Source organism: Vibrio sp. CJQ_6 (assembly GCF_043106745.1).
GTDB classification, from domain to species: domain Bacteria; phylum Pseudomonadota; class Gammaproteobacteria; order Enterobacterales; family Vibrionaceae; genus Vibrio; species Vibrio furnissii.
Window position 1 is genome coordinate 444,658 of the sequence record NZ_JBICMV010000008.1, and the last position, 26,329, is coordinate 470,986.

Below are 26,329 nucleotides of genomic sequence, written 5' to 3' on the forward strand. Positions count from 1 at the left end.
CATGGACAACAAACGCCGTCAGTTTTTGAAGTCGGGCCTTGCCGTCGGTGGTGTGGGCGCATTTGCCGCCGGGTACGCAACCACCACTAAACACATGGTCGAAGGGATTGTGGAGGGTAAAGCCGGGCAGGCCACCCGCGATCCGCATCATGGTAATTCGCTGGAGCCGGAATACCGCGTTAATCGCAGCGGCAGTCTGATCCCCAATCCGAATCAGCGCGTCGCGCCCTCGATGTGTTTTGGCTGCTGGACGTTGTGCGGCCTGCGCGTGCGCATCGACAATCGCAACGATGACATACTGCGCATCAGCGGTAACCCGTATCATCCGCTGTCGCAGCAAAATGCGATTCCGTTTGCGACGCCGGTCAAAGACGCTTATCTGAGTATGGCGGGCGAAGCGGGGTTGCAAGGCCGTTCAACGGCGTGCGCCCGCGGCAATGCGATGCTGGACATGCAAAACAGCCCTTACCGAATCACGCAGCCGCTGAAACGGGTTGGCAAACGTGGTGAAGGGCGCTGGGAGCCGATCAGCTACGAGCAGTTGATTGAGGAGATAGTAGAAGGGGGTGACTTGTTTGGCGAAGGGCACGTTGAGGGGTTGCGTGCCATTCGCGACCTCACCACGCCGCTGGATGTCGACAATCCGGAATATGGTCCGAAAGCCAACCAGTTGCTGGTGACCAATGCCAGTAACGAGGGGCGGGATGACATCATCAAGCGCTTTGCGTTTAACAGTTTCGGCACGCGCAACTTCGGCCATCACGGCTCGTATTGCGGCTACGCGTTTCGTGCCGGCAGCGGCGCATTCCTCAACGATTTGGATAAATACGCTCACCTCAAACCGGATTTCGACCACGCCGAATACATTCTGTTTATTGGCATGTCGCCAGCGCAGGCGGGTAACCCATTCAAGCGTCAGGCGCGCCAGCTTGCCAATGCGCGTAGCGAAGGCAAACTCGAATACACTGTGGTCACGCCCAGCTTGCCAGCGGGGTCGTCGAGCTTAGCGGCGGGCGATCGCAACGATTGGCTGGCGATCAAACCGGGCACCGATTCTGCGCTGGTGCTTGGTATGATCCAGTGGATCATCGCCAATCAACGTTACAACCAAACATTTCTGGCTCAGCCGGGCGTGGCCGCGATGCAGCGTGCCGGCACGGCGCACTGGTGTAACGCGACCCATTTAGTGATCAGTGACGAGCAGCATCCGCGTTGCGGCAGCTTCCTGCGCGCATCGGATGTCGGGTTGCCGTTTGACGGTGAAGCACGTTCAGACAGCGATCCGTATGTGGTGGTCAATGCAAGCCGCGACGAGTTTGCGCTCCATACCGAACCACACGAAGCGGCGCTGTTTGTCACGCGAGAGGTAATGGTCGCGGGCACGTCCGTCACGGTCAAATCGTCGCTGCAACACCTTAAAGAGCAGGCGTTTAAATACGATCTGGCCTATTACAGCCAGCAGTGTGGGATTAGCGAGGCGCAAATCATCGCGCTGGCACAGCGCTTTACCAGCTATGGCCCCAAAGCGGTGGTGGACACCCACGGCGGCAACATGCACAGCAACGGGTTTTACAACGCGTTCACCATCATGATGCTCAATGCCATGGTGGGAAACATCAACCGCAAAGGCGGTGCAATGGCCAAAGCGGGCGGTTATTCGACGTCGGGAGACGGCCCGCGTTACAACTTCAACCAGTTTGCCGGCAAGGTTGCGCCCAAAGGCATTTTCCTGTCGCGGAGCAAATTCCCGTATCACAAAAGCAGTGAATACCGGCGCCGCGTAGCGGCCGGCGAGTCGCCTTACCCAACACGTGCGCCGTGGTATCCGATATCCGCGCCGCTGCTGACCGAACACTTGTCGGCGGCGATGGACGGCTATCCGTATCGCATCAAAGCGTGGATCAACCACATTGCCAATCCGATCTACGGCGTGCCGGGGCTCAAAGCGCTGCTGGAAGAAAAACTCAAAGATCCGAAGCAGTTGGGGCTGATCGTATCGGTCGATGCGTTCATCAACGAAACCACCACGCTGTCGGACTACATTGTGCCGGATACCGTCACGTACGAAAGCTGGGGCATGGCCGGGCCGTGGCATGACGTACCCGTCAAAACCGTCACGGCGCGCTGGCCGGTTGTGGCGCCGCGCACGGCCAAAACGGCGGATGGGCGCTCGATCTGTCTGGAAAACTTTTTGATCGACGTGGCGAAGAAAATGCAGCTCGGCGGTTTTGGTGACAACGCCATTGCTGATGCCGATGGCAACTGGCACGGCATTCACAGTGCGGAAGATTTCTACCTGCGTTCGGCAGCCAACCTGGCGTATGTCAAAGGCGGCGTACCGGAAGTGACGGCGGAAGACATCGCGTGGTCGGGGCTGGAGCGCCTGATGCCCGCCATGCAGCAGGCACTGACAGCGGACGAAATGAAGCGGGTGGCGTACATCTTTGCGCGCGGCGGTCGGTTTGAGGATGCGACCGAAGCCTACAAAGGCGATACCATGAAATACAAATGGGTCAATCCGGTTGCGATCTGGAACGAAAAGCTGGCGATGTCGCGCAATACTATGACTGGCGAGCGCTACAGCGGTTGCCCGACCTGGTATCCGCAAAAACTGGCCGACGGCACGCCGCTGGAAGTGCGTTATCCGCCGCACGAGTGGCCGTTCAGCCTGACCAACTTTAAGTCCAACATTCACAGCGCGGTGTCGAATTTGTCGCCCCGTCTTAATGCGATCAAAGGTGACAATCCGGTCTACATGCATCCACGCGATGCCAAGGCGGCGGGGATTGCAACGGGCGATCAGTTTGTGATTGAAACGCCCAGCGCGCAGATGACGGCGGTGGCGATGGTGCTGGAGGGTATTCGCCCCGGTACGCTCGGTTTCGAGCACGGCTTTGGCCATACCGAACTCGGCGAGCGGGCGCACTGGATTGGCGACAAGCAGCAACCGGTCAACATGAAGCGCAGCGATGGCGTCAACATCAACGATATCGGTTTGATTGACCCAACCCGGCAAAGCCCCGGTGTGCTGCTCGACTGGGTGGTCGGCGCGGCGGCTCGCCAATCTTTACCAGCGCGGATTCGCAAAGCGTAGCACAAACCAATTCACACACGACTTACCACGCCACATTACACCACACAGGCGCAGTGAGCTTATGCCGCTGCGCCTTTTCATCTTCATCGGTGTCGTGTCGATGAGCCCTGACGTTGCTGGTGAACAGTGGCGTTACCGGCGAATGATTACGACTCAGTGACCGCGATTCGGCCATTGCGCACTAAGGCGCGGCGCACGTTTTTGCACAGTTTGCCAAATCGGTTGAGTTCGTCGAATGAAGGCGGCAGGCCGCGTGTCACTTGGTGTTGCCAATAGCTGAGTTCGCTATCGACCAGTTCCATCAGTTTTTTCGGGCAGCCGACACAGGTGTTGTCGGGGCCGCAGACAAAGGTGTCTTGTTGATAAAGCGGGAATTCCTTTTGCACCGCATCAATGATCTGCTGCATGGCAGTCAATCGATCGGGTTTCATGGCGTCAGTATCATCAGTGGTAAAGATGTGATTCTACTCGCCCGCACAAAAATCACCACACTCCTGAAGGGGTAATGTTGGCCACTGTGTTTCAAGCAATCTAATGTACATTGTTTCACGCGATTCGCTGAAGGAAAATGAGACTGATTTCGCGTCAATTATTTGTTATATCCATCAAGAAAATGAGGTTTAATTGACCGTTTTTGGGCGATAGCCCCTGCATTTATGGTGTCAATGAATTGACCCATTTTTATGAACCACGTTACTATTCAAAAAGTCACTAAGTCAAAAACAGACGAAGCACCGAATTCTGGTGATGCTCACCCAGAGTGACCGTGCCGGCCATTATTTCCTGTGGCTGTTTATTCTGGTCGAGATGATCAGAGACGACCCTTTCACCCTTAAAAAAAACAAATCAATGGGATAGGACGCGTTGGAAAGTTTGAAGTTCACTGACAAAAGTCGTTTTGTCAGGTCGACACAATCCTTGCTGCTGGCCGCCGTGTTAGGGCTGCTCTGGATCCTGTCACGCCACGATTTCGTGACGTTTCATGCCATCATTGAACTGACGACCGTGTTTGTCTCCGGCATGATTGCCTTAGCAGGCTACAAAGCTTCGACCCACAAGGATGCACGTCCGCTCGCGTTACTCAGTACCCTGTATTTATGCGTCGCGTTTGTCGATTTGGCACATACCCTCAGTTACAAAGGATCGCTCTTTGCTGAAGGGCTGGGCAACAATCCGCCCACGCAATTCTGGATTCTGGCCCGTTTGGTGGAATCCATGGGCTTGGCGCTGGTGTTCCTTTGCCCATTTCAATGTCGCTACGTCGAGCAGTACATCAAGGTGCTGGTGCTGGCGACCGTGACTGGTGTTTGCGCCATCTATCCACTCGAAATTTTCCCGGATGCTTTTCTTGATGGCCAAGGACTCACGCCGTTTAAAATCTACAGCGAATATGTGGTCATCAGCTTTGTATTGTTGGCGGCCATTGGCGTTTGGATGCGCCGCCGCAGCTACCAGTCGCTGCAAGTGCATTATTTGATGATCTCGTTTGCGCTCACGATGGGGGCAGAGTTTTGTTTTACCCAATATGCCTCGGTATATGGCGATGCCAACGCGGCAGGGCATCTGTTCCGTTTGGCGTCGAACTACTTCCTTTATCGCGGCATTTTGGTGGATCAGAATGTCACGAGTAATTCGCTCTACAAGGCCAATCCGCTGCACATTACCATTGTGGTTCTGACCTGCGTGATTTGGGGAACGGTAGCGCTGAGCGTGCGCTACATCGAGAAAGAGGCCAAGCAGCGCGACGACCTTTACCTGTACCAACAGCGGTTGCAAGGGCTGGCCATCTCGCTGCAAGCGGCGCTCGATAGCAAATTCAGACTGACCGACAGCTTGGAAGCATTCGTGCAGTCTCGCCCCGACTTTACGCCAGAAGAGTTCACCATTTTTGCGGAACGTATGCTGGAGAAAACCCCTTACATCACCAGTTTGCAATTGGCGCCGCAAGGCATTGTGACCTACGTGACGAATGTCGAACGCAATCAAAAAGCCGTCGGCCACAATTTGTTGCAAGATCCGAAACGCAAGAACGGCGTGATGAAGGCCATTACCTCGCGCAGCACCATCGTCGATGGCCCGTTAACCTTGCGCCAAGGCGGTCAGGCATTGATTGCACGCGCGCCAGTTTACCTGCCGTCCCATGATTTGACGCAGCGAGATGTATTCTGGGGCTTTGCGACAGTCATCATTGATTTAGAGGTGTTGCTGCAATCAACGCCCATCACCGCATTCGATCGCGAATTTTCGCTCGCGATGCGCGCGGTGAATCCGGTGGGCGATGTGAATGCGGTGATTTTTGGCCGCGCTGAAACCGATGCCAACCCGATTCTTTCCACCGAAATTGCCCTCAGTAACAGTCGCTGGGTGCTGTCGATGAATGGTCGCCGAGCCGCGTATGTCATGCATACTGGCTTTATTTTGTCGTCGTGGTACTGGATTTATTTGTTGCTCTCGACTGGCGTGATTGCCATTGGGTTATACCGCATTCTGACGCACCGCGTGCAAGTGACCAAAGCCGTTAGCGATGCGACGGAGCATTGGCAGCAAGAAGTCGAACGACGCCAAGAAGTGGTGGAGTTGGAACGGCGACTGGCGACGCAAGATGAGTTAACCGGCCTTGCGAACCGCCGTCATTTCTACGATTTAGCGCATGATCATTTAGCCCAAGCGCGTGCGCAGGGGCAGCCATTTACGCTCTATTACATGGATTTGGATGGCTTTAAGGACGTTAACGACAGCTACGGCCATTCGATGGGGGATGAAGTGTTGAAAGTGGTCGCACATCGCCTACAAAACAGTGTTCGCGCGCAAGACATTGTCGCGCGTTTTGGCGGGGATGAGTTTGTCGCGATTCTGCGCAACACCGACGATGATTGTTTCTATAAATCGCAACAGATCATTGAGGCGATCAGCGCCCCGATTGTGATTGACGGTTCCCCGGCGTTAATCGGGATCAGCATTGGTGCGGCGGTGTATCCGACTCATGGCGAGACCATCGAAGCCTTGTTGGTGAAAGCCGACAGTGCGCTGTATCAGGCCAAACGCCGTGGCAAAAACTGCCTTGTCGTCGCTTAGTGTAGCTGCTTCATGTGGTTACTGAGCTAGTCGCTTGGCAGTAGCGCTTAAAGCAGCGACTTAATCTTCCGCCATCTGCTGGCGAATCAATTCCCCTAAGCGAGAAATCGCCCGCTGGCGCTGCTCGGTCAGTTCAAACGAGCTGTTGAGACGAAAACAGTGGGCAAACTGCTCGCCCGGGCTAAACATTTTGCCCGGCGCGATGGTGATCTTTTCTTGTAGCGCGCGCTGATACAGCGCCATCGCATCCATGCCTATCGGCAGTGCAACCCAGATAAAATATCCCCCATCAGCATCGGTGATGCTCACTTCGGGCGGAAACGCCTGATGAAGCTGTGCCAGCATCGCCTTTTTCCGTTCGTGAAGTTTGCGCCGCAGTTGGCGCAAATGCTGTTCGTAATTGCGTGTGGTGAGGTAGTTCGCCAGCGCAAGTTGGATCGGCACGCTGGTGGTCAATGTGCTCATCAGTTGCAGTTTTTGAATGCGCAGGGCGTGCTGACCTGCGGCCACCCAGCCGATGCGAAAACCGGCGACCAAGGATTTGGAAAACGACGAGCAGTGCATCACGTTGGCGCTGCGATCCCACGCTTTGGCAGGCAGTGGCGCTTCCTTACCCGCGTAGAGTTCGCTGTAGACATCATCTTCAATTAAGGCCACTTGATAGCGGCAGAGGAGCTGCACCAGTTGCTGCTTTTTTTCGGCGTTGAGCGTAAATCCGAGCGGATTTTGCAGCGTGCTCATCAACCAGCACGCTTTGACCGAATGCGATTGCAACGCCCGTTCAAGGGAGTCGAGGTCGATGCCGTGCTGCGGATCGGTGCGAATGAAGAGCGCTTTCAGCCCTAAGCGTTCAAGGGTTTGCAGCGCGCCATAAAAGGTGGGCGATTCCACCACCACCCAATCGCCGGGGCGCGTCACCGCTTGCAGGCTAAGGTTGAGCGCTTCCAGCGCGCCTGCGGTGATCACGATTTCATCCGGTGAAATGTTGATGCCACGGGCTGCGTAACGTTTGGCGATGATTGAGCGCAGCGTGTCGTTGCCCGGCGGCAGGTTATCGAGCGCACTAGACACCGGCATGCTACGCGCGGCTGCCATCAGCGACTTGTTGACCTGATGGCGCGGATAGAGGCTGGGGTCGGGATAGGCGTGACCGAACGTCACCATGTGCGGATTACGCCCCGCTTGCAGTACATCAAAGATAAAATCGTTGATGTCGATTTGCTCCATCGATTCGATGGCGCGCGGCACGGTGTTGGCCGCTGGGGCCAATTGTGGTGACACGCAATACCCACTGCGTTGGCGCGATTGAATCCAGCCTTGCGATTCGAGCACTTGGTAGGCGTGCAGCACCGTCATCAGGCTCAAACCCGTGTGCTCAGATTGCTTGCGTAGCGACGGTAACTTATCGCCCGCCTGCCAGATACCAGCGTCAATTTGATGCTTGATCTGTGCCACCAACTGTTCGTATTTCGCCATCGCTCATCCCTTTCATTGAAACTCGGAATATAACACTTGGTTTTCATCACTGTTATAGAAAAGCGACGAGTTTCTGTATCTGTTCGCAATTTTTGTGGCGACATACCATGCCTTCCACAATTAAAAAGATACTGGAAGGAAGTTATGTTCAGTCTCGACGCTTTCATGCTTGCTCGTATTCAATTCGCGTTTACTGTTTCGTTTCACATTATTTTCCCCGCCATCACGATTGGTCTGGCGACCTATCTGGCGGTGCTCGAAGGGCTGTGGCTAAAACGCCGCAATCCCGATTACAAAACCCTTTACCATTTTTGGTCGAAAATCTTTGCGGTCAACTTTGGCATGGGTGTGGTGTCTGGTTTGGTGATGGCTTATCAGTTTGGCACCAACTGGAGTGGTTTTTCGGACTTCGCCGGTTCGATCACCGGCCCGTTGCTAACGTACGAAGTGCTGACGGCATTTTTCCTCGAAGCCGGATTTCTCGGCGTGATGCTGTTTGGCTGGAAACGGGTGGGGGAACAGTTGCATTTCTTTGCCACCTGCATGGTGGCGCTTGGCACCATCATCTCCACATTCTGGATTCTGGCGTCTAACAGCTGGATGCACACGCCGCAAGGCTATGAGATTGTCGATGGCCGCGTGGTGCCGGTCGATTGGTTGGCGGTGATCTTCAACCCCTCTTTCCCATACCGCTTGCTGCACATGGGCGTGGCGGCGTTTCTCAGTACCGCCCTGTTTGTCGCAGCATCGGCGGCGTGGCATTTGAAACGGGGCAATGCCAGCAGCGCGGTGCGCAAAATGTTTTCCATGGCGCTGTGGATGTTGGTGGTGGTGACGCCGATTCAGATCCTGATTGGCGATCTGCATGGCTTAAACACATTGGCACATCAGCCCGCGAAAATCGCTGCGATGGAAGGCCATTGGGATAACAGTGATGGCGAACCGACGCCGCTGATTTTATTCGGCATGCCGAATATGGAGACCGAGACCACCGATTACGCGCTGGAAATTCCTTATCTGGGCAGCTTGATCCTCAATCACAGCCTGAGTAAACCGATCCCGGCGCTGAAAGAGTTTGCCAAAGCAGACCGACCGAATGCCACTGTGGTGTTCTGGGCGTTTCGCATCATGGTTGGACTCGGCATGTTGATGTTGCTGCAAGGGCTTTGGAGCGTGTGGCTGCGCCGGCGCGGCACACTCAATCAACATCGTGGCTTTCTGCGGTTGTGTGTTTGGATGGGGCCGAGCGGGTTAATTGCGATTCTGGCGGGGTGGTTTACCACCGAAGTGGGCCGTCAGCCGTGGGTGGTGTATGGGCTGCAACGCACGCGAGATGCGGTGTCCGCCCATGGCGATTTGCACATGAGCATCAGCCTGATTGGGTTTGTGCTGGTGTATGGCGCGGTGTTTGGTTTTGGCTATCTGTACATGATTCACCAAATCAAGCAGGGGCCGGATGCTGCGCATTCACCTGAACATGAACAGCCGTTTTTGTCCGGTCGCATTTAATTCAAGGAGCCTGAGATGGGATTTGATTTATCAATCGTGTGGTTTGGCATCATCGTGTTTGCCACGCTGATGTACATCGTCATGGATGGATTTGATTTGGGCATCGGCATTTTGATGCCGATGGTGACCCGCGGCGAGGCACGGGACACCATGGTGAACTCGGTCGCGCCGGTGTGGGATGGCAACGAAACTTGGTTGGTGTTGGGCGGGGCGGCGCTGTTTGGCGCGTTTCCGCTCGCCTACAGCGTGATCATTGATGCGCTGACCATTCCACTCACACTGATGTTGGTGGCGCTGATATTTCGCGGCGTGGCATTTGAGTTTCGTTTTAAAGCGTGGGCGCATCATCGCGTGTTTTGGGATCGCGCCTTTATGGTTGGTTCGGTGGCTGCGACCTTCTGCCAAGGCATGGTGGTCGGCGCGGTGATTCAAGGCATAGCGGTTGAACAACGTCACTACGCGGGCGGTGCGTTTGATTGGCTGACGCCGTTCTCGCTGTTTTGTGGCATAGGCTTGGTGGTGACGTATGCGCTGCTCGGCGCGACCTGGCTCATCATGAAAACTGAGGGCCATTTGCAGCAGCGATTCTTTGGCATGGCGCCGCGTATTCTGACGATGCAATTGGCCGTGATGATCGCGGTGAGTGCGTGGACGGCGTTGGCGCAGCCGAGTATTGCCACGCGCTGGTTGAGTGTGCCGAACGTGGTGTGGCTCTCTGCGGTGCCGCTGGCTACGGGTTTACTGGCTTGGGCGGCCTATCGCGCATTGGCGCGCCATGCGGATCGCCTGCCGTTTGTCGCCACGCTGGGCATGGTGCTGCTGGGCTTTGTTGGCTTGGGCATCAGCCTGTGGCCGAACATCATTCCGCCGTCGGTCACGTTGTGGCAGGCCGCGTCACCGCCGCAAAGCCAAGGCTTTATGCTGGTGGGCGCGCTGTTCATCATTCCCTTTATTTTGATGTACACCTTTTGGAGCTATGCCGTGTTTGGCGGCAAAGTGAAAGACGGGGAGGCGTACCATTGAACAAACCACATCAGGCGTCTGAGACGCCCACGACATGGAAACAGTGGTTGTGGCTGGCGGGCATTTGGTGTGTCAGCGTGGCCACGCTGGGCATTGTCGCGACGCTGTTTAGAGCCTTGATGACCGCAGCCGGTCTCAGGGCTTAACCGAAGTGTAGAGCTTACTTTTAGCTCTTTGTCCCCGGCAAGAGGCTTCGCCGGGGACTTTTTTATTGGGCAACATCTTCCTGTCAGCGCTAACTGAGCAGAATGCCGAGGAAGATCAGCGCCATGCCGCTGATTTGATACAAATGCAAACTCTCGCCGAGCAGCGCGATGGAGAGCAACACGCCAAATACTGGAATGAGGTGAATGGATAATCCGACTTTAGCTGGCCCCAAACGTTCGACGCCCGCAGTGTAGAGCAGATACGCCAGCACCGAGGGCACAATCCCCACGTAAGCCAGCGCAAGCAGCGTGTGGTTGTTCCAGTTTGGCAACGCGCCAGAATGCACTTCCCACAGGTAAAACGGCAGCACCACCAACAAGCCAAGGAACATCTGCACCGACATCAAACCAATCCGGTTCATTTCTTTTGGCATACGCTGAATCACCAACGTGTAGATGGCCCAACTGACCATCGCTAGAAACACAACCATGTCGCCCTGATTAAAGCTCAATGAGGTGAGGTTCGACCACTCGCCGCGCGAAATAATGCTCAGTACGCCGACAAACGAAATGCTCATCCCCAGCCACTGTTTGGCGCTGAGGGTGAGTTTAAAAAACAGCGAGCCAAACAGCATGATCAGCAGCGGAATGAACGAGTTCAGGATCAACGCATTGCTGGCGGTGGTGGTTTGTAAACCAAGATAGATCAGCGAGTTAAACGCCGCGACGCCGGTAATGGAAGCGATGACAATCCGCGTGCGGTATTGCCAGTAAAGCCGCCATTCACGACGCAACGTTTTGTAGGTAAACGGCAGCAAGATCAGGCTGGCAATCAGCCAACGATCAAACGACAACGTGAGCGGTGGAATATCGCCGCGCACCGAGCGGCCGACAATAAAGTTCCCCGCCCAGAAGAGCGGTGGCAGCGCAAGCAAACAGAGCGTAACCCACAACGTGCTTTTCGGGCTGGATTTGAGGCGTTTCACAAGACTGGTCATGACATCCTTTTCATTTTTCTTATGCAGGAATCATGACGGTACTGGCAAAGCGTTCGAAATGCCATGAGGAATTGGGGCTTGATGTGCAGAAAGTGATAGATCTTCGGTATACGTTTGAAACGAAAGTAAAAAATAACCCGCACGCGGCGGGTTATCGAATCATCTTTCGGTGAGGGTTACACGCCTGCGCGTTTCAGCAGACCCGCCATCAGCGGAGAGCTGGATTTCACCTGTTTGGATTTGTTTTGGAAGCTACGCGCCAGTTGCGGATCGTCGATGTTTTTCGCGATGTACGCCAGTGCGTGGTAGAAATCGGTGCCCGATTTCACTTTCGATTTATCGTTCATCGGCGCCAGCAGTTGCACCATCGCGGTGCCAGTCATTTTTTTCTCAGTCGCGTATTTTTGAACCGCGTCAAGGAGCAGATCCAGGTCTGCCATCGATTCTGCGCTTTCAACGCCTTGTTTTTGCATCTCTTTACGGTTGCGTTTACGCAGCTGCTTAATCACGAAAGCAGGTTGGTTCATTTTTTTAAAACCAAAGTAGCCAGCAGCCAGAACGATGACGATGCCGCCGATCACGTAGCCCCAGATAGAGGAGCCGGAAGATTCAACAACAGGTTGGATAGAGTCAATGCTCGTCGTCAGGTCAGACATATTAATGATCCTTTGAATGGTGCTTCGATACCGAAGCGAATACTAAATCGGGCAGGGAAGAAGGTGTAATGCGGTGAATCAAGAATTCATAAAAAGCACGTTTTCTGCCTCATTTCCCCTTTATTAGGCTTTTTTCCCCTTAAAGCAAGGGGCGTGTCTCCACTAATGATGTTTTTCTGTTTAATAAGTGGAATGGATCACGCAAAGGTCACTATTTGAACATCATTGGCGCGTGATTTCGAGCATCTTTTTTCCCTGCGCACTAGGTTGCAGCCCAATAAAATCAAGGTGTGACGCTATACCGATGGCGTGGAATTATGCCATGATGCATCGAGGCGCAAACGCGCATCTTCAGAAAATCAGGAGCTTATGTGGTCACTATTCGAGAAATGGACATCTCAGATTATGATGCGGTCATCGCGATTTGGCGTGAAACCGAGCATTTATCCCTGCGTGATGTCGATTCGCGCGACAGCATCGCGGCGTATTTGGCCCGCAACCCGGGCTGTAGTTTTGTCGCCATCAAGGACGGCGTGATCGTTGGGACGGTGCTGGCTGGCACCGATGGTCGCCGTGGTTATCTGCAACATTTGGCGGTCAGCAGTGGCTTGCGCGGGCAAGGCATTGGTGAGCGATTGGTTGACGCAACCGTTGATGCGCTGGCCGCGCTGGGGATTCATAAAACCCACCTGTTTGTGTATCACACCAATCACAGCGCACAAGGGTTCTATCAGAAACTGGGTTGGTGCGCGCGCGATGAGGTGCGTATGTTTTCGTTTAACGCTTCCGAACATCTCAATGCGTGATGTACCACAAGCGTGATGGGATCACCTATCACGATGGGATCGAAAATCAATCAGTGGCTGCCTAACAGCGTGGTTCGCCGTCCATAAAAAAAGGTCACCGAGGTGACCTTTGTCGTGTGTTGAGCTTGGGATGGCGGGTTAGCTGTTGCTGTGCGCCATCAGGTCTGAATGCATGCGAGGTTGTGTGTGTTGTGGGAATTTGATCAAGGCGGCCATGACCAGCGAGATAATCAACAAACCGAACATCACGTAGAAGGTGGCGCTGAAACCACCCAAGGTGGAGGCGATCATCGAGCCTGCAAAGCTACCAACGCCGAATCCTAAGTAGATCACCCCGTAGGTTTTGGTCAGGTTGTTGAGGCCAAAGAAATCACTCACCAATGAAGGGAACACGGTGATGGTGCCGCCAAAGCTAAACGCGATGCATGCCACGGCGAAGTAGAAGCTCAGGCTGTGCAAGTGCAGGAATAGCAGCGATGCGGTGCCGACCAAACAGACGAACAGGGCAAAGGCCAGCACTTTAATGCGCGCCATTTTGTCAGACAAAATACCCAGCACCAGACGGCCCCCTAAGTTCGCGACCGCAATCACGGCGACGGAAGTGGCGGCGGTGGCGATGGTCAGGTGCACGTAGTTTTCACCGATGTCTTTTGCCACACCAATCACGTACAAACCACTCATACATACGGTCAGGAACATGACTGCCAGCATCCAGAATTGTGAGGTTTTCATCGCTTCATTGAGCGTGAAGTCGTTGTCGTCGGTCGTTGCTTGCGCAGTAGCGCTGACTTGTTTTGGCGCGTCGGTCATCATCAGGCCACCGATAATCACCATCACCATCGCAATGGCGCCCCAAATTTCAAAGGTTTGTTCCAGCGCCATGTGTGTCAGCAAGTACATGTTGATGTATTTAAAGCCCAAACTGCCCAAACCGTATGCGCCAATCGCACACGCTGAGGCCAACCCTTTGCGTTGTGGGAAAAACTTCACGCAGTTCGACAGGGTCATCAAGTAACCCGTACCGTCGGCAAAGCCGACCAAGAGACCGGCGAAGACGTAAAGCAACATCAGGTTCGATGCATGTGCGGTGAGCAGCAAGCTCCCGCCAAGCAGCACGCCTGCCGCCAGTGTGACATTGCGAACCCCAAAGCGTTCTTGCAGTTTGCCGGAAATGGATGACGCCACCGCCAGTGCCAAACTCAAAATACCAAATGAGAACGCGATTTGGCTGATGGGTTCTTCCAGCTTATTGGCTAACGGTGAGTTAAAGAGGCTCCACGTGTAAACAGAGCCCAGTGCAAACTGGGTAATGATGGTACCGGCTAATGTCATCAACCGTTGGGTTTTGGTTACGGTTACACTCATAACGCACGCTCCAGATAAAATAATCAGGGTTGGAATGAAGCAGGGTGTTCATTCCGAATACCCCCAACATACGGCGTTTGAGCGACGGTACAAGGGCTTGAAACAAGTAAAAAATGAAATGCAACTCACGGTGCATGAGTTGCAATATACGGGCATGAATTACAGGGGGGTATGAATTACAGAGGGCATAAATTACAAGGGGTATCAGTTACAGGTGCATCAGTTCGCGAAATGCTTTGATGTTACTGCGACTGACGGGCACATCGCCTTCGACATCCGACATTTTCAGCAGGTAGGTGCTGTTCACCCATGGAATGATTTCCTGAATGTGGCGCGTGTTGACACAAAACGAGCGGTGGGAGCGGAAAAATTGCTGCGCTGGCAGTTTTTCAATCAGTTCGCTAATTGAACACGGCGCAACAAACTCACCATCGTGGGTGTACACCAACGTGATTTTCTCTTTGGCCTCGGCATAGGCAATGTCATCGATGGGCGTGACGCGAATGCGATTGTCGCGCACCAAGTTGATGGTCGCGGCGCTCGCTGCCATGCTCGGTTCAACCGGGTTGGCCGCGCTCGGCTGCGGAAGCGCGAACTGTTCCAATTTGGTCAGCAAGCGTTTCACGCGCTCCTCATTGAGCGGTTTGAGCAGGTAATCAAAGGCTTCCAAGTCAAACGCTTCGGCAGCATGCTCTTTATACGCGGTGGTGAACACGATTTGCGGCTTTTGCGAAAATTGATGAATGTTGCGCGCCAGCAGCATGCCGTCAATCGACGGAATATTGATGTCCAGAAAGATGATGTCGACCTTGTTGCTTTGCAGAAATTTGAACGCTTCGAGTCCATCATCAAATGAGTCGACGACTTGAATCTGGCTGTAAGTGCGAATCAGGTAGCTGAGTTCTTCACGTGCCAGATATTCATCTTCCACAATGATTGCTTTTAACATAGGGAAATAACCATCAATTGAGATCAAAAGAAATGTCTGTGCCGGGGGACAGACGTTGAATGGTGAGTCCTTTGCCGTAGAGCAGCGCAAGGCGTTGATGGACGTTCACCAACCCAATTCGGTGGCTGCCCATCGTGCCTTGATTCACTTTGTCGATCACCTGCTGGCTGATGCCTTCACCGCTATCCCGAACGGTCACTTTGACAACGTCGCCCGCTTGTTTCACGCGAATAATCACCTCTCCTGGGCCTTTGCCGGGCACGACGCCATGCTGAATGGCGTTCTCGACCAAGGGCTGGATCAACAGTGATGGCACTTTCTTGTGGATCGGATCGATATCAAACGTCACGGTGAGTTTGCTGCCAAAGCGGGCTTGTTCGATCGCCACGTAATCTCGCACCTGCTGAATCTCTTCTTGAATGTCGATCAGACCGTCGTTTTTCTCCAAATTAAAACGCAGGAAATCGGCGAGATTGGCGATCAATTGCCGCGCTTTATCGGGCTGAATGCGCACCAAGGTTGAGATGGCGTTGAGCGCGTTAAACAGAAAGTGCGGATTAATCTTGTTTTGCAGTGCAGAAAACTCAGCTTTACTCGCCATGGTTTTGAGCTGCTCAAGGCGTGAAATCTCGATTTGGGTGGAAATCAATTGCGATAAACCAATCGCCATCTCTTTGAGCGCGCCGCGAATGCGGTGCGGTTGGCAATAGAAAATCTTGAGCGTGCCAGTCACTTTGCCGTTTTCCCATAACGGAATGATCAGCAACGAGTGGAACTCATGCACGTTGAGGTCATTGCTGATGATCTGTTTGCCCAGCTTGACCGCTTGTTGCGTCATGTCGCTGATTTTGTGGTACGCATCGAGGTAGTTTTCCTGACCGACGCCGATGTAGGCCAACACATCTTGAGTGTCGGTAATCGCCACCGCATCTGCTTCGGTTTCGTCGCGAATAATGGCGCACACTTTTTGCAACGAATCGCGGTCGTTTTGTCTGAAATGGGGCAGGGTTTTGTTGGCGATGTTGAGCGCTTGCTTGGCTTGCAGCGCGGCGATCATGTCTTTTTCATCGTCGAGATCTTGCACCAAGGTGATGATTAAGCCGATGCACATCACGCCCAAGATCATCGGAATGCTGATCTGCTCTACGATGGAATGCGACAACGCCGTGTTGTCATTGAGCACAATGATGAGCGACATGGTGGTGACTTCACACAGCACGCCCGCGGCGATGCCCATCATGGCAAAGCGCTTTTTCGGACAGCGTAGGTGAATCCACGTCGCCAGAAGCCCCGCCAGTATACTGGTAATGAGACACGCCATGGAGGTGGGGCCGTCCATGTCAATCCAGTAGCGGTGAATGCCCGAGACCAACCCAGCCGGAATGCCCACCCACGGGCCAAACAAAATGCCGCCAGATAAAATGGCGATGATGCGCACGTTGACCAGTGAGCCATACACGTTGACGCCGGTGTAGGTACTAAAGACGGCAAAAAAGATAAACAGCAACGAAATCATCGCGGTCTCTTTGGGGCTGCGGTGACGTTTGATGACGATGCGCTGAAACAGGTGGGTGCGCGTCAAAATGAAGAGTGTCATCAGCATCAAAGCGGCGCGTTCAAACACGGCGAGTAGCATCATGACTTGTTCGGTGTACACGTCAAAAACTCCGAGGGTCGCTAAAAACCCCGTCATGTTACCCACAAAATGTGAGCTTCATCATGAGATGGGTCAAACCGCGCGGGCTTTATTGGTGAAACCGATGGAAGAGGTGGCATAGATGAACAGAAGTATCGATAAAATTTCTGCTAATTAGAAAAGGCAATAAAAAGGCCAATAAAAAAGCTTCGCCTGAGCGAAGCTTAGATGATGGACGCGTGTGCTGGGCGCTAGTTGCTGCGCGATTCTAATGCGTATTTGCCAGGCCCCAACAGCAGGATGGCAATGCCTGCAAACAGATATACCCCAATGCCTTCGGCGGCCCATGCGCCGACTTTGTTCACGGTAAATAGGTTGTCGGCATGCATCAGCCAAATCACCATCAAGCAGGTGCCAATCCAAATGATACTCGACACGCGGGTGAGCACGCCAAGAATGATCAGAATTGGCACGATGACCTCGCCCACATACACGCCATAGGCTACGAACGCAGGCAAACCATGGTTCACCAACAGCCCCTGAATAAACTCGATGCCACCGTACAGTTTATGAATACCGTGCAGTAAGAACATTACGCCGAAACTGACGCGTAGGATGAGTTTGCCTAGGTCGTCTTTGTCGAACAGTGAATCTAATCCATTCAATAGTGCTTTCATCATGAGTTTTCCGAGTGGTTTTTTATTAACTTAGCAGTAAACGACCAACGAGTTGCACCGACGCCTTTGGCGATGATGAACAATTATTTCGAATAAGTTTGTTGATGCGAATCAAATGAATTTTCGTGTGAGTATGGTTGCCCTTTCATTCGCTGTAAAAGCAGCGCCGTGTAAATATTGAAAATAATCTTAATAATTGATTTTAAATCAAAAATAATATCGATTTTATTGAGTGGTCGCGTGATTAACAGCGTGTTTATGTCTATGTATATGGACATCACCGCTATATCAATGCACAAATAAATCAATGCAGGAATAAATCAATACAGAAATAAACCGATCAAGAAAGATGTACTGAAAATAAAATCAAGCGGAGAGTTGATGGTCGGCAATGAAAAATAACGTTTAAGCGCATCAACATGGCTTAAACGTTATTTGATGTCAGGTCTGCTTATTTCGATGGGTCGTGCATGGCAGAATCTTTGGGTGGCGGCGTCCAGTGACGCTCGTTGTCAAAGCGGCGGTCGGTGCGATCAAATGCCATTTCTGCTTTTAAGCGCTCTTCCAGTTCAACAAACAGCTTGATGTAGTTGTTATCGAGCCGCTCCTTGCCAAAGGTCTCTGCATTCCACGCGGCATACAAACCATCTGAATGCGTGCTTTCCACTTTCTTGAATGTGTTTTTCTGATGTTCGACAAAGAATGGGTGAAAGCCGAGGGTTTTCATCGCCGCTGCGCCCACTTCGAGTGCGGAATGATAGGTTTCCGAAACCGCCATATCGACGCCTGCTTGGCGCAATCGGTAGCCGTGGCCTCGGTCAAACGCGCGCGCCAGCACTTTCACGTGCGGATAAGTTTGCTTAACGTATTTGACCAGCTCCACGCTGCTCTCTTGATTGTCGATCGCCACCACCAGTAGGCTGGCGTCTTCAATGCCTGCAGTGTGAAGCAAATCTGGGCGAGTGGCGTCACCAAAGTAGGCTTTGGTGTGAATGCGTCGTAAGTTGTCCACTTGAACCGCTTGGTGGTCAAGCACCACGGTTTTGACGCCGTTGGCGACCAACAAGCGGTTGACTATTTGGCCGAAACGACCGATCCCGGCGATGATCACGGTGCCTTGTTCATCGATGGTGTCGCTGTCGCGCTCATTGGTGACGTGTTCAAACCGCGGCAGAATCACTTTGTCGAACAGAATAAACAGCCCCGGCGTCAGGAACATCGACAACGCGACCACCAGAGACAGAATCTGCGCTAAATCGGCAGGTAACACGTGGCGTTGCTGGGTAAAGGTTAACAGCACAAAACCAAATTCACCCGCTTGCGCCAAGCTCAACGTGAACAGCCAGCGGTTGCTGCCTTGGATGCGAAAGATCATCGCCAGCAGATAGAGCACGACCGCCTTGAGCAGCATGACACCCAAGGTCGCGCCTAAAATAATAAAGAAGTGGCCAAACAGAATATCGAACTTAATGCCCGCGCCCACGGTGATGAAAAATAGCCCCAGCAGCAAGCCTTTCAACGGTTCGATGTTGGCTTCCAGCTCATGACGAAACTCACTGTTGGCCAGCACGACACCTGCGAGGAAGGTGCCCAGCGCGGGGGATAACCCGACCACATTCATCAATGTGGCGATGCCAACCACCAACATCAGTGCAGTGGCGGTAAAGATTTCGCGCACCCCGGCACTGGCCACAAAGCGAAACAGCGGGCGACTGAGATAGTGACCGCCCACCACCACGGTGGCAATTGCGGCAGTAATGATGATGCCGTAGGCCCAGCCCGGCAAATCGGCGATTAAGTTGAGTTCTTCCTGATGAGCGGCGGCGGCATTGGCGGCGGTTTGCGCTTGTTCAATCAACTCGGGCAACGCCAACAGCGGAATAAACGCCAGCATCGGAATGACGGCGATGTCTTGAAACAGCAACACAGAGAACGCGTTTTGTCCCCCTTCGGTGCGATTGAGGCGTTTCTCGTTAAAGGTTTGCAGCACAATCGCGGTGGAGGAGAGGCAGAAAATCAAACCGATGGTGAGCGCGACTGACCAAGTGATGTCGAACAGCAGACACATGCCCATGGTCGCCAGCGTGGTGACGCCAACTTGCAAGCCGCCCAAGCCCAGCAGGCGAGTGCGCATCGCCCACAGCATTTTCGGCTCTAGCTCCAAACCGACCAGAAACAGCATCATCACCACACCAAATTCCGCAAAATGCTGAATGGTGGATGTTTCATCGCCAACCAGTCCCACCACGGGGCCGATGACCACGCCGGCCATCAAATATCCCAGCACCGAGCCGAGGCCAAAACGTTTCGCAAGCGGGACGGCAATCACTGCCGCAACGAGGTAGATAAAAGCCTGAATAAAATAACTGGTCATGCAGAGTGTCTTAGCTCCATGGGTCGGAAGTACTGATTCAGTGTGGGCAGTTCGCTGGCGCGTTCTACATCAATGGTGTTGTCGTTCAATGCTTGCAGCACCTGCATGTAGCGTTTGATGTGCGCATCGAGACGTTCGTCGTCGCATGCGGATCGCGCATCAAACAGCACCAGTGGCGCGAGGTAATTCATGCCGGTCATTGCGGCCATCTGCTCAATTGGGCGCAGCAGTTCACGCACGCTATATCGATTATAGCCACTGGCTTGATAACTCTCCGATTTACCGCCAGCGGAGGTGATGCACAGCAGGGTTTTGCCGTGCAGCGCTTCGCCGTCCTGACCGTAGGCGAAACCGTATTCCAGCACCAGATCCTGCCACTCTTTGAGAATCGACGGGGTGGAGTACCAGTACATCGGAAATTGAAAAATGATCACATCGTGTTCCAGCAAACGTTGTTGCTCTTTGTCGACATCAATATTGAACGTCGGATATTCGCCATACAAATCGACGAGGGTGACGTTGCGGGCGTAACGGGCCGCTTTAAACAGGCGCGAATTCACCTCACTCTTGTGCTGACAAGGGTGCGCGTAGAGGATCAAAATACGTTGGCTGGTCATAGAATTTTAGATGTGATTGAGCGTGTTAAAATAGTTATCCAAATTGCTAATGCATTCAAATGAATATTTACGTTTTGGCGAGAATTGACAACTATTTGACAGCGGTTTCTTTCGCGAAAAATTCATATCAGTCCGGTCAATGTGAAGAAAATGAATAGATATAAAATAAGTTGTATAAATTCTTTCCTTTATGTAAGAAAAGCGAGACAATGATCACTCTTTGTCCTTTTCGTTGAACATTTCTGTTTGCATATGACTCAAACCGCTTCGGCACCGAATGATAATTCGCGCCACAATCAATATTTACGTGTTTTTGCACTGGGGTTCAGTGCGTTTATTTTTAACACCACAGAATTTGTGCCGGTTGGCTTGTTAACGGACATCGCGCAAGATTTCGATGTACCACTCGCCTCCGCGGGCTGGATGCTGACCATCTACGCGTGGATCGTGGCTTCGATGTCCTTGCCGATGATGATGCTGACCAGCAAAATGGAGCGCAAGACGCTGCTGCTGAGCGTGTTTACCTTGTTCATCATCAGCCACGGGTTCTCGGTGATTGCTTGGAACTTTGAAATGCTGGTGGCGAGTCGGATTGGCATCGCGTTTGCGCACGCCGTGTTCTGGTCGATTACCGCATCAATCGCGATTCGCGTGGCCCCGCCGGGCAAGAAAACATTAGCGCTGAGTGTGCTGGCAACCGGCACCTCGCTGGCGATGGTCTTGGGCGTGCCGCTGGGTCGAATTATCGGTCAATGGTTAGGCTGGCGCGTGACGTTTGGCGTCATCGGGGTTACCGCGCTGCTGATTATGTTTGCGCTGTTCCGTTTGTTGCCAACCTTGCCAAGTTTGTTCTCTGGTTCGATGAAAAAACTGCCAGAGCTGCTGCGCAAACCGACGCTGCTTGGCTTGTACCTGTTCATCTTCCTGCTATTTACTGCCCATTACACGGCCTACAGCTACATTGAACCATTTGTGAAAGTGGTGGGTCAGGTGAGCGAAAACTTCACGACCTTCTTGCTGTTGCTCTTTGGTGGCGCAGGGATTTTGGGCAGTGTGATTTTTGGTTACTGGGGCGAACGGGCCAACAGCAAACTCTTGGTGTGCAACACCGCGGTGGTCATGTTGTGTATGGTGGCGTTGCTGTTTTCGGCGACGAATCCGTGGGGCATCAGTACGCTACTGCTTCTGTGGGGCACCGCGTTGATGATCGTCAGTTTGGCGATGCAGGTAAAAGTGCTCAATATTGATGCCAATGCTGCAGACATGATCATGTCGATGTTCTCGGGGATCATCAACTTAGGTATCGGGGCTGGCGCCTTGATTGGTGCGAAAGTGATTCACTTTCGCTCGCTCGACGCCATTGGTTACGTCGGTTCCGGCTTTGCGCTGGTGGCGCTGGTGCTGATGTTGGTGCTGTTGAAAAAATTCCCGTCGATCCGCTAATCGTTCAAATCCGAAAAAGCAGCCCCCGTGGCTGCTTTTTTTATGCCTGCGTGTGATTGCAACAGGGTGAACGCCAAAACGCCATGCTGATTCCAAAATTGCCGCTTTGAACGCCTGTTAAACAATAATGAGAATGAATATCGTTTACATGAATGGGTTCGGTTGTTAGTATGCACACAGCTTAACGCACCGCCTTGTTGTGGCTGAAGTTTTGAGGCGTTCGAAGAATGCTTTAAGGCAACAAGGCGGGCGTGCTAACAACGTCAGCATCTAAAAAAAGAGATCTGTCCAATTTGAACGACCGCGAAGCGCGCGGCCGTTTTGAAGGGTCGAGGTCCACAAGCATTAAGGATTCGGATTAATGGCAATCCCAAGAATTGCAGGTTACACACTGCCTGCCAGCGAACACTACCCGCTCAATAAAACGCAGTGGCAGATTGATCCCGCCAAGGCGGTGTTGCTGGTTCACGATATGCAGGAATATTTCGTTAACTTCTTTGAGATCACTCAGTCGCCGATGAGCGACATCATCCACAACATTCAACGTTTGAAAGCGGCGGCCAAACAGGCGGGGATTCCCGTGGTGTATACCGCACAACCGGCCAATCAAGATCCGGCCGAGCGCGCGTTGCTGACCGATTTCTGGGGGCCGGGGCTGCAAGAAGAAACCGCGATTCTGGACACGTTAGCACCAGAGGACGGCGATGTGGAATACGTGAAGTGGCGCTACAGTGCATTTAAGAAAACCTCGCTGCTGGAAGATATGCAGGCGCAGGGCCGAGATCAACTGATCATCTGCGGCGTGTACGGCCACATAGGTATTTTGTCGACCGCACTCGAAGCGTTCATGCTGGATATCAAACCGTTTGTGATTGGCGATGCGATTGCCGATTTTAGCCAGCAAGATCATATTCATACTCTTAACTATCTGGCGGGTCGCGCCGCAAGTGTGCAGACAGTGCACGCGGTAGAACAAGCACTTGCTCGCAAGCCATCCCTGACGCTGGATCAAATGTGTGTCGATGTGGCTGAAGCGCTGTCGCTGGATCTCGATGAAGTTGATGTGAACGAGAACTTACTGTTTCTTGGTTTAGATTCAATTCGTGCCATGGTGCTGCTGGAGAAGTGGCGTCCGTACGGTGTGAATGTGACGTTCGCGCAACTGATTGAGAAAGTGACGTTGCACGAGTGGTGGGCGCTCATCGGCGAACCGACCACGCAAACGGCGGCGGAACCTGCGATGGCGTAATGTCATGGCGGCCAAAGGCTGATGGGCTTTGCGAGTGAACCACTGGCAAAGCCCTTTTTTATCGGCGAAATAGACAAGTGCGGTGCAGACGAAGCCAACGCAGCTGATATGGCGGTATAGAGAGAATGAAGAGGCATGAAAAAGCCCGGATTAACCGGGCTTTTTGCCTGCGTTGACTGCTTAGCTATACAGCGCGCGCAGTCCTTTTTTGTCGACTTTGCCGACGGAGGTTTTTGGCAACACATCGATGAATTGGATTTGATCCGGCAGTTTGAAATCCGCCAAGCCTAAATCACGCAGGAAGCGTTTCAGCGCCAGTCCTTTCACCTGATGCCCTTCGCGCTTGACGATTACCGCGCAGCTACGCTCGCCCAGGTAATCATCCGGCACTGCTACCAGCGCCGCATCATGCACTGCTTCGTGGCGCAGCAGATAGTTTTCAATCTCTTCTGCCGCGATTTTTTCACCGCCGCGGTTAATCTGATCCTTGTCGCGTCCGGTCACGATGATGTTGCCTGCTGCGGTGCGTTTGACCAGATCGCCAGTGCGATAAAAGCCGTCTGGGGTAAACGAACGTTCGTTGTGCGCTGGCGCGCGATAATAGCCGCGAATGGTGTACGGCCCTTGCGTGAGCAGAAATCCCTCTTCGCCGACGGCGACATCGTTCCCGTCCTCATCGACCACGCGCACTTGATCGTGCGGTGAAATCGGGCGGCCTTGGGTGCTAGCAATCACCTCATCGCTGTCGTCAAACCGAGTGTAGTTCACCAACCCTTCCGCCATGCCAAACACCTGTTGCAGGCGGCAGTGTAGTCGACTTGGCAGCTCACGCGCCGCCGTTTCGCTAAACTTAGCGCCGCCAACCAGCAGCAGTTCCAAGCTGGAAATGTCGTGCGTGGCCTTTTCGGCGTAATCCATCCACAGCAGTGCCAGTGGCGGCACTAGCGCAGACACCGTAACGCGGTGACCCTCAATCATCTCAAACGCATGTTGTGGCGTTGGATCTTGGGTGGGAATCACGCAGCCACCTGCCCAGAACACGCCCAACGCGCCCGGAGAGCTGAGTGGAAAGTTATGCGCGACTGGCAGCGCGCACAAAAAGCGCGTCATGTGGTCGAAATGACAAATCTCTACACTGCCGGTGACACTGTAGGCGTAATCATTGTGCGTGCGCGGAATCAGTTTCGGTGTGCCCGTGGTGCCGCCCGACAGCTGGAAAAACGCGACCTCACTGGCATCGGCATCTTGTTCTTGTAGCGCAGGTTGCAAGCAGTCATCAAGCGCCACGAACCGAGGGTCGTCCACGGTGACTTGGCCGCGAACAATCACATGCTCAATGGTCGGGCACTGCGCCACGATGTCGCTTGCCAATGCTTGATAATTGAAACTGCTCGCCTCGCCATCAATCAGATACGCTTTGGCATCGGCGTGCTGACAGAAGTAGCTGATTTCCATTTGGCGATGGGCGGGCAGTGCAAGCACCGGGCGCACGCCAATTTGTAGTAGGGCGAAGAAGCACTGATAAAACTCGGCAATGTTGGTCATTTGCAACACGACGTTGTCGCCGCGCTGCAAGCCGAGCTGACGAAATCCCGCCGCCAGTTGCGCCGCGCTGTCGACCAGTTCGCGATAGCTGATCGCGCGTTGGCCGCACACAATGGCCTCACGCTGCGAAAACTTGGCTTCGGTTTCCAGTAGGTAATCCAACAGCGTTTTATCTTGCCAGTATCCCAGCGCGCGGTAGTCGTCGGCCAGTTCCTGCGGCCAAGGGGTGTAATCTAATTCTCGTTGTGCGTTCATGGGGCGTCCTAGGCGGTGAGGAGTTCGTTCAGTTGAATGCCAGCGGCGGATAAAATGGTGCCCATCTTGGCGCCGGTTTCATCCAGTTCACTTTGCGGGACAGATTCGTGGACGATGCCCGCACCGGCGTATACCTTCATTTGGCGTTTTTGCACTTCGGCGCAGCGGATGGTGACCACCCATTCGCCGTTTCCACGCGAATCGCACCAGCCCACCATGCCGGTGAAATAGCCGCGATCAAACTGTTCAATGTTACGAATCGCTTCATAGGCATTGGCGCGCGGATAGCCGCATACCGCCGGCGTCGGGTGTAAATCGGCCGCAATCTTCAGCACATTGAGGTTGGCGTCGTTCGCTTGGCCCTCAAGCAGCGTCGACAGGTGCAGCATGGTTTGGGTTTCGATCACCGATGGAATCATCGGCGCATACAGGTTGTGGCAGTACTGGCTCAGCACGCGTTCCACTTCTTCCACCACCAAGCCGTGTTCGTGCAAATCTTTTTGTGTGTTGAGCAGCGACAGGCGCGAATCGTCGTTTTGTGCCTCACTGGCTGAGCGCGGGCGTGAGCCAGCCAACGGGTTCGACACCACGTAGCTGCCTTTTTTCGCCACCAGCAATTCAGGGCTTGCGCCCATCAGCTTCACGCCTGGCAAGGTGTCGGCGGCAAAGGTGTAGCCTTTGGCGTTGATCGCAAGCAAGTTACGCAGCAGTCCCGGCAGGTGAATGTCCGTGTCGGTTTCCACTTCCACCGCACGCGATAGCACCGCTTTGGCGAGGTCGGTGGTGGCGAACAGATTGAGCAAATCGCTCACGCCTTGGCGGTAATGCTGGCCGGTCGGGGAGGAGATCACCTTGGCCTGTGCCGCTTGGTTGGCCGCCGCGTTGGCGGAGCCGCGTGTGCTGCTGGAGACAAACAGCTGCTGCGGAATCACAAATCGGGTCGGGTTTTCTTCACGAAATGGCACGATGCCAAACAGCACCGGATTATCCGATTCGTGTTGTTTCGCGGCTTGCAGCATGGTTTGCGCCCGCTCTGCCAACTGAGCAAAGGGCATGGGCTGGTGGATTTCTTGCTCGATGCCGATACCCAGCATCGTATTGGTAGGAGAAGCGAAGAAAAACGGCGCACGGTCTAGCTGATCGCTCAGCAGTTCGCTCTCCATTTTTGTATAGCCAATCACTTCACGTTGCATTTTGAATCCCTCTTTTACTTTCTGACGTGACTATTTATGACTTTCTGATGTGACTCAGCGGTCGGCCGCGCGATGCACAGCGGCCCACCACCGAGGTCGAGATCATTTGCCATTTCATTGGGCAATCGATACATTTATACCACCTTTAATGATAACGTTTATCATTACTATTTGATAATAAATATCATTATTGATTCAAGATCACGATTTACGCTGTGAATAATTCACAGTTCAGTCAGTAAT

The 26,329-nt window shown here is 53.4% G+C and carries 20 protein-coding genes; 8 read left to right on the plus strand and 12 right to left on the minus strand.

Annotated features, from left to right (window positions below):
* Nucleotide 1 precedes the first annotated feature (1 nt).
* Nucleotides 2-3,094, plus strand: coding sequence for a tetrathionate reductase subunit A (locus ACF8PK_RS04315; RefSeq protein ID WP_392440219.1), 3,093 nt, complete (start codon nt 2-4; stop codon nt 3,092-3,094).
* A gap of 146 nt (nt 3,095-3,240) precedes the next feature.
* Here ACF8PK_RS04315 and ACF8PK_RS04320 read toward each other — a convergent pair whose 3' ends face one another.
* Nucleotides 3,241-3,525, minus strand: coding sequence for a hypothetical protein (locus tag ACF8PK_RS04320; protein WP_081454426.1), 285 nt, complete (start codon nt 3,523-3,525; stop codon nt 3,241-3,243).
* Between the two features lie 433 nt (nt 3,526-3,958).
* On the opposite strand from ACF8PK_RS04320, the gene ACF8PK_RS04325 reads away from it, so the two are divergent.
* Entirely contained in the window at nt 3,959-6,169 is a 2,211-nt protein-coding gene (locus ACF8PK_RS04325; protein ID WP_392440221.1) for an MASE3 domain-containing protein, read from the plus strand.
* A gap of 60 nt (nt 6,170-6,229) precedes the next feature.
* On the opposite strand, the gene ACF8PK_RS04330 is transcribed toward ACF8PK_RS04325, so the two are convergent.
* The gene (locus tag ACF8PK_RS04330) at nt 6,230-7,645 is read right to left on the minus strand and encodes a PLP-dependent aminotransferase family protein (protein WP_392440223.1); all 1,416 of its coding nucleotides are present in this window, start codon (nt 7,643-7,645) and stop codon (nt 6,230-6,232) included.
* A gap of 144 nt (nt 7,646-7,789) precedes the next feature.
* On the opposite strand from ACF8PK_RS04330, the gene ACF8PK_RS04335 reads away from it, so the two are divergent.
* From ACF8PK_RS04335 to ACF8PK_RS04345, 3 genes are read left to right on the plus strand one after another with little or no spacing between them, the layout of a single operon-like run.
* The gene (locus ACF8PK_RS04335; protein ID WP_044367443.1) at nt 7,790-9,154 is read left to right on the plus strand and encodes a cytochrome ubiquinol oxidase subunit I; all 1,365 of its coding nucleotides are present in this window, start codon (nt 7,790-7,792) and stop codon (nt 9,152-9,154) included.
* 15 nt (nt 9,155-9,169) lie between these two features.
* Complete coding sequence (cydB, locus tag ACF8PK_RS04340) at nt 9,170-10,177, plus strand: cytochrome d ubiquinol oxidase subunit II (RefSeq protein WP_392440225.1); 1,008 nt, start codon at nt 9,170-9,172, stop codon at nt 10,175-10,177.
* Entirely contained in the window at nt 10,174-10,323 is a 150-nt protein-coding gene (locus ACF8PK_RS04345) for a DUF2474 domain-containing protein (protein ID WP_392440227.1), read from the plus strand. The genes cydB and ACF8PK_RS04345 overlap by 4 nt, the downstream gene beginning before the upstream one ends.
* 89 nt (nt 10,324-10,412) lie before the next feature.
* Here the strand turns inward: ACF8PK_RS04345 and ACF8PK_RS04350 are convergent, their stop codons facing one another.
* Entirely contained in the window at nt 10,413-11,321 is a 909-nt protein-coding gene (locus ACF8PK_RS04350; protein WP_154180202.1) for a DMT family transporter, read from the minus strand.
* Nucleotides 11,322-11,497: 176 nt separating this feature from the next.
* The gene (locus ACF8PK_RS04355) at nt 11,498-11,977 is read right to left on the minus strand and encodes a hypothetical protein (RefSeq protein WP_004725168.1); all 480 of its coding nucleotides are present in this window, start codon (nt 11,975-11,977) and stop codon (nt 11,498-11,500) included.
* Nucleotides 11,978-12,348: 371 nt separating this feature from the next.
* On the opposite strand from ACF8PK_RS04355, the gene ACF8PK_RS04360 reads away from it, so the two are divergent.
* Complete coding sequence (locus tag ACF8PK_RS04360) at nt 12,349-12,783, plus strand: GNAT family N-acetyltransferase (protein ID WP_392440229.1); 435 nt, start codon at nt 12,349-12,351, stop codon at nt 12,781-12,783.
* A 138-nt stretch (nt 12,784-12,921) separates the two neighbouring features.
* On the opposite strand, the gene ACF8PK_RS04365 is transcribed toward ACF8PK_RS04360, so the two are convergent.
* The 6 genes from ACF8PK_RS04365 to ACF8PK_RS04390 form a co-directional block, all read right to left on the minus strand.
* The gene (locus tag ACF8PK_RS04365) at nt 12,922-14,148 is read right to left on the minus strand and encodes an OFA family MFS transporter (RefSeq protein ID WP_004725170.1); all 1,227 of its coding nucleotides are present in this window, start codon (nt 14,146-14,148) and stop codon (nt 12,922-12,924) included.
* A 208-nt stretch (nt 14,149-14,356) separates the two neighbouring features.
* Entirely contained in the window at nt 14,357-15,097 is a 741-nt protein-coding gene (locus tag ACF8PK_RS04370) for a LytTR family DNA-binding domain-containing protein (RefSeq protein WP_275722466.1), read from the minus strand.
* Between the two features lie 13 nt (nt 15,098-15,110).
* On the minus strand, nt 15,111-16,736 hold the full coding sequence (locus tag ACF8PK_RS04375; RefSeq protein WP_206980635.1) for a LytS/YhcK type 5TM receptor domain-containing protein: 1,626 nt from the start codon (nt 16,734-16,736) through the stop codon (nt 15,111-15,113).
* Between the two features lie 248 nt (nt 16,737-16,984).
* Nucleotides 16,985-17,413: a DoxX family protein gene (locus tag ACF8PK_RS04380; RefSeq protein WP_392440232.1), complete on the minus strand. Its 429-nt coding sequence runs from the start codon at nt 17,411-17,413 to the stop codon at nt 16,985-16,987.
* Between the two features lie 448 nt (nt 17,414-17,861).
* Nucleotides 17,862-19,784 carry a monovalent cation:proton antiporter-2 (CPA2) family protein gene (locus ACF8PK_RS04385; protein WP_004725174.1) on the minus strand — a complete coding sequence of 641 codons (1,923 nt, stop codon included), beginning with the start codon at nt 19,782-19,784 and terminating at the stop codon, nt 17,862-17,864.
* Nucleotides 19,781-20,401 carry an NAD(P)H-dependent oxidoreductase gene (locus ACF8PK_RS04390; protein WP_392440234.1) on the minus strand — a complete coding sequence of 207 codons (621 nt, stop codon included), beginning with the start codon at nt 20,399-20,401 and terminating at the stop codon, nt 19,781-19,783. Before ACF8PK_RS04390 ends, ACF8PK_RS04385 begins: the two co-directional genes overlap by 4 nt.
* Before the next feature lie 252 nt (nt 20,402-20,653).
* On the opposite strand from ACF8PK_RS04390, the gene ACF8PK_RS04395 reads away from it, so the two are divergent.
* Both ACF8PK_RS04395 and ACF8PK_RS04400 read left to right on the plus strand, forming a co-directional pair.
* On the plus strand, nt 20,654-21,844 hold the full coding sequence (locus ACF8PK_RS04395) for a sugar transporter (protein ID WP_286210927.1): 1,191 nt from the start codon (nt 20,654-20,656) through the stop codon (nt 21,842-21,844).
* A 361-nt stretch (nt 21,845-22,205) separates the two neighbouring features.
* The gene (locus ACF8PK_RS04400; RefSeq protein ID WP_392440236.1) at nt 22,206-23,093 is read left to right on the plus strand and encodes an isochorismatase family protein; all 888 of its coding nucleotides are present in this window, start codon (nt 22,206-22,208) and stop codon (nt 23,091-23,093) included.
* A 180-nt stretch (nt 23,094-23,273) separates the two neighbouring features.
* On the opposite strand, the gene ACF8PK_RS04405 is transcribed toward ACF8PK_RS04400, so the two are convergent.
* Entirely contained in the window at nt 23,274-24,893 is a 1,620-nt protein-coding gene (locus ACF8PK_RS04405) for a (2,3-dihydroxybenzoyl)adenylate synthase (protein WP_392440238.1), read from the minus strand.
* A gap of 8 nt (nt 24,894-24,901) precedes the next feature.
* Nucleotides 24,902-26,086, minus strand: coding sequence for an isochorismate synthase MenF (locus ACF8PK_RS04410; RefSeq protein ID WP_392440240.1), 1,185 nt, complete (start codon nt 26,084-26,086; stop codon nt 24,902-24,904).
* Nucleotides 26,087-26,329 lie beyond the last annotated feature (243 nt).

Excerpts from the sequence above, each read along its gene's own strand:
- ACF8PK_RS04315 (WP_392440219.1), top strand. The coding sequence starts at position 2 with ATGGACAACAAACGCCGTCAGTTTTTGAAGTCGGGCCTTGCCGTCGGT.
- ACF8PK_RS04320 (WP_081454426.1), bottom strand. The coding sequence starts at position 3,525 with ATGAAACCCGATCGATTGACTGCCATGCAGCAGATCATTGATGCGGTG.
- ACF8PK_RS04330 (WP_392440223.1), bottom strand. The coding sequence starts at position 7,645 with ATGGCGAAATACGAACAGTTGGTGGCACAGATCAAGCATCAAATTGAC.
- ACF8PK_RS04335 (WP_044367443.1), top strand. The coding sequence starts at position 7,790 with ATGTTCAGTCTCGACGCTTTCATGCTTGCTCGTATTCAATTCGCGTTT.
- cydB (WP_392440225.1), top strand. The coding sequence starts at position 9,170 with ATGGGATTTGATTTATCAATCGTGTGGTTTGGCATCATCGTGTTTGCC.
- ACF8PK_RS04350 (WP_154180202.1), bottom strand. The coding sequence starts at position 11,321 with ATGACCAGTCTTGTGAAACGCCTCAAATCCAGCCCGAAAAGCACGTTG.
- ACF8PK_RS04355 (WP_004725168.1), bottom strand. The coding sequence starts at position 11,977 with ATGTCTGACCTGACGACGAGCATTGACTCTATCCAACCTGTTGTTGAA.
- ACF8PK_RS04365 (WP_004725170.1), bottom strand. The coding sequence starts at position 14,148 with ATGAGTGTAACCGTAACCAAAACCCAACGGTTGATGACATTAGCCGGT.
- ACF8PK_RS04370 (WP_275722466.1), bottom strand. The coding sequence starts at position 15,097 with ATGTTAAAAGCAATCATTGTGGAAGATGAATATCTGGCACGTGAAGAA.
- ACF8PK_RS04375 (WP_206980635.1), bottom strand. The coding sequence starts at position 16,736 with ATGATGCTACTCGCCGTGTTTGAACGCGCCGCTTTGATGCTGATGACA.
- ACF8PK_RS04380 (WP_392440232.1), bottom strand. The coding sequence starts at position 17,413 with ATGATGAAAGCACTATTGAATGGATTAGATTCACTGTTCGACAAAGAC.
- ACF8PK_RS04385 (WP_004725174.1), bottom strand. The coding sequence starts at position 19,784 with ATGACCAGTTATTTTATTCAGGCTTTTATCTACCTCGTTGCGGCAGTG.
- ACF8PK_RS04390 (WP_392440234.1), bottom strand. The coding sequence starts at position 20,401 with ATGACCAGCCAACGTATTTTGATCCTCTACGCGCACCCTTGTCAGCAC.
- ACF8PK_RS04395 (WP_286210927.1), top strand. The coding sequence starts at position 20,654 with ATGACTCAAACCGCTTCGGCACCGAATGATAATTCGCGCCACAATCAA.
- ACF8PK_RS04400 (WP_392440236.1), top strand. The coding sequence starts at position 22,206 with ATGGCAATCCCAAGAATTGCAGGTTACACACTGCCTGCCAGCGAACAC.
- ACF8PK_RS04405 (WP_392440238.1), bottom strand. The coding sequence starts at position 24,893 with ATGAACGCACAACGAGAATTAGATTACACCCCTTGGCCGCAGGAACTG.
- ACF8PK_RS04410 (WP_392440240.1), bottom strand. The coding sequence starts at position 26,086 with ATGCAACGTGAAGTGATTGGCTATACAAAAATGGAGAGCGAACTGCTG.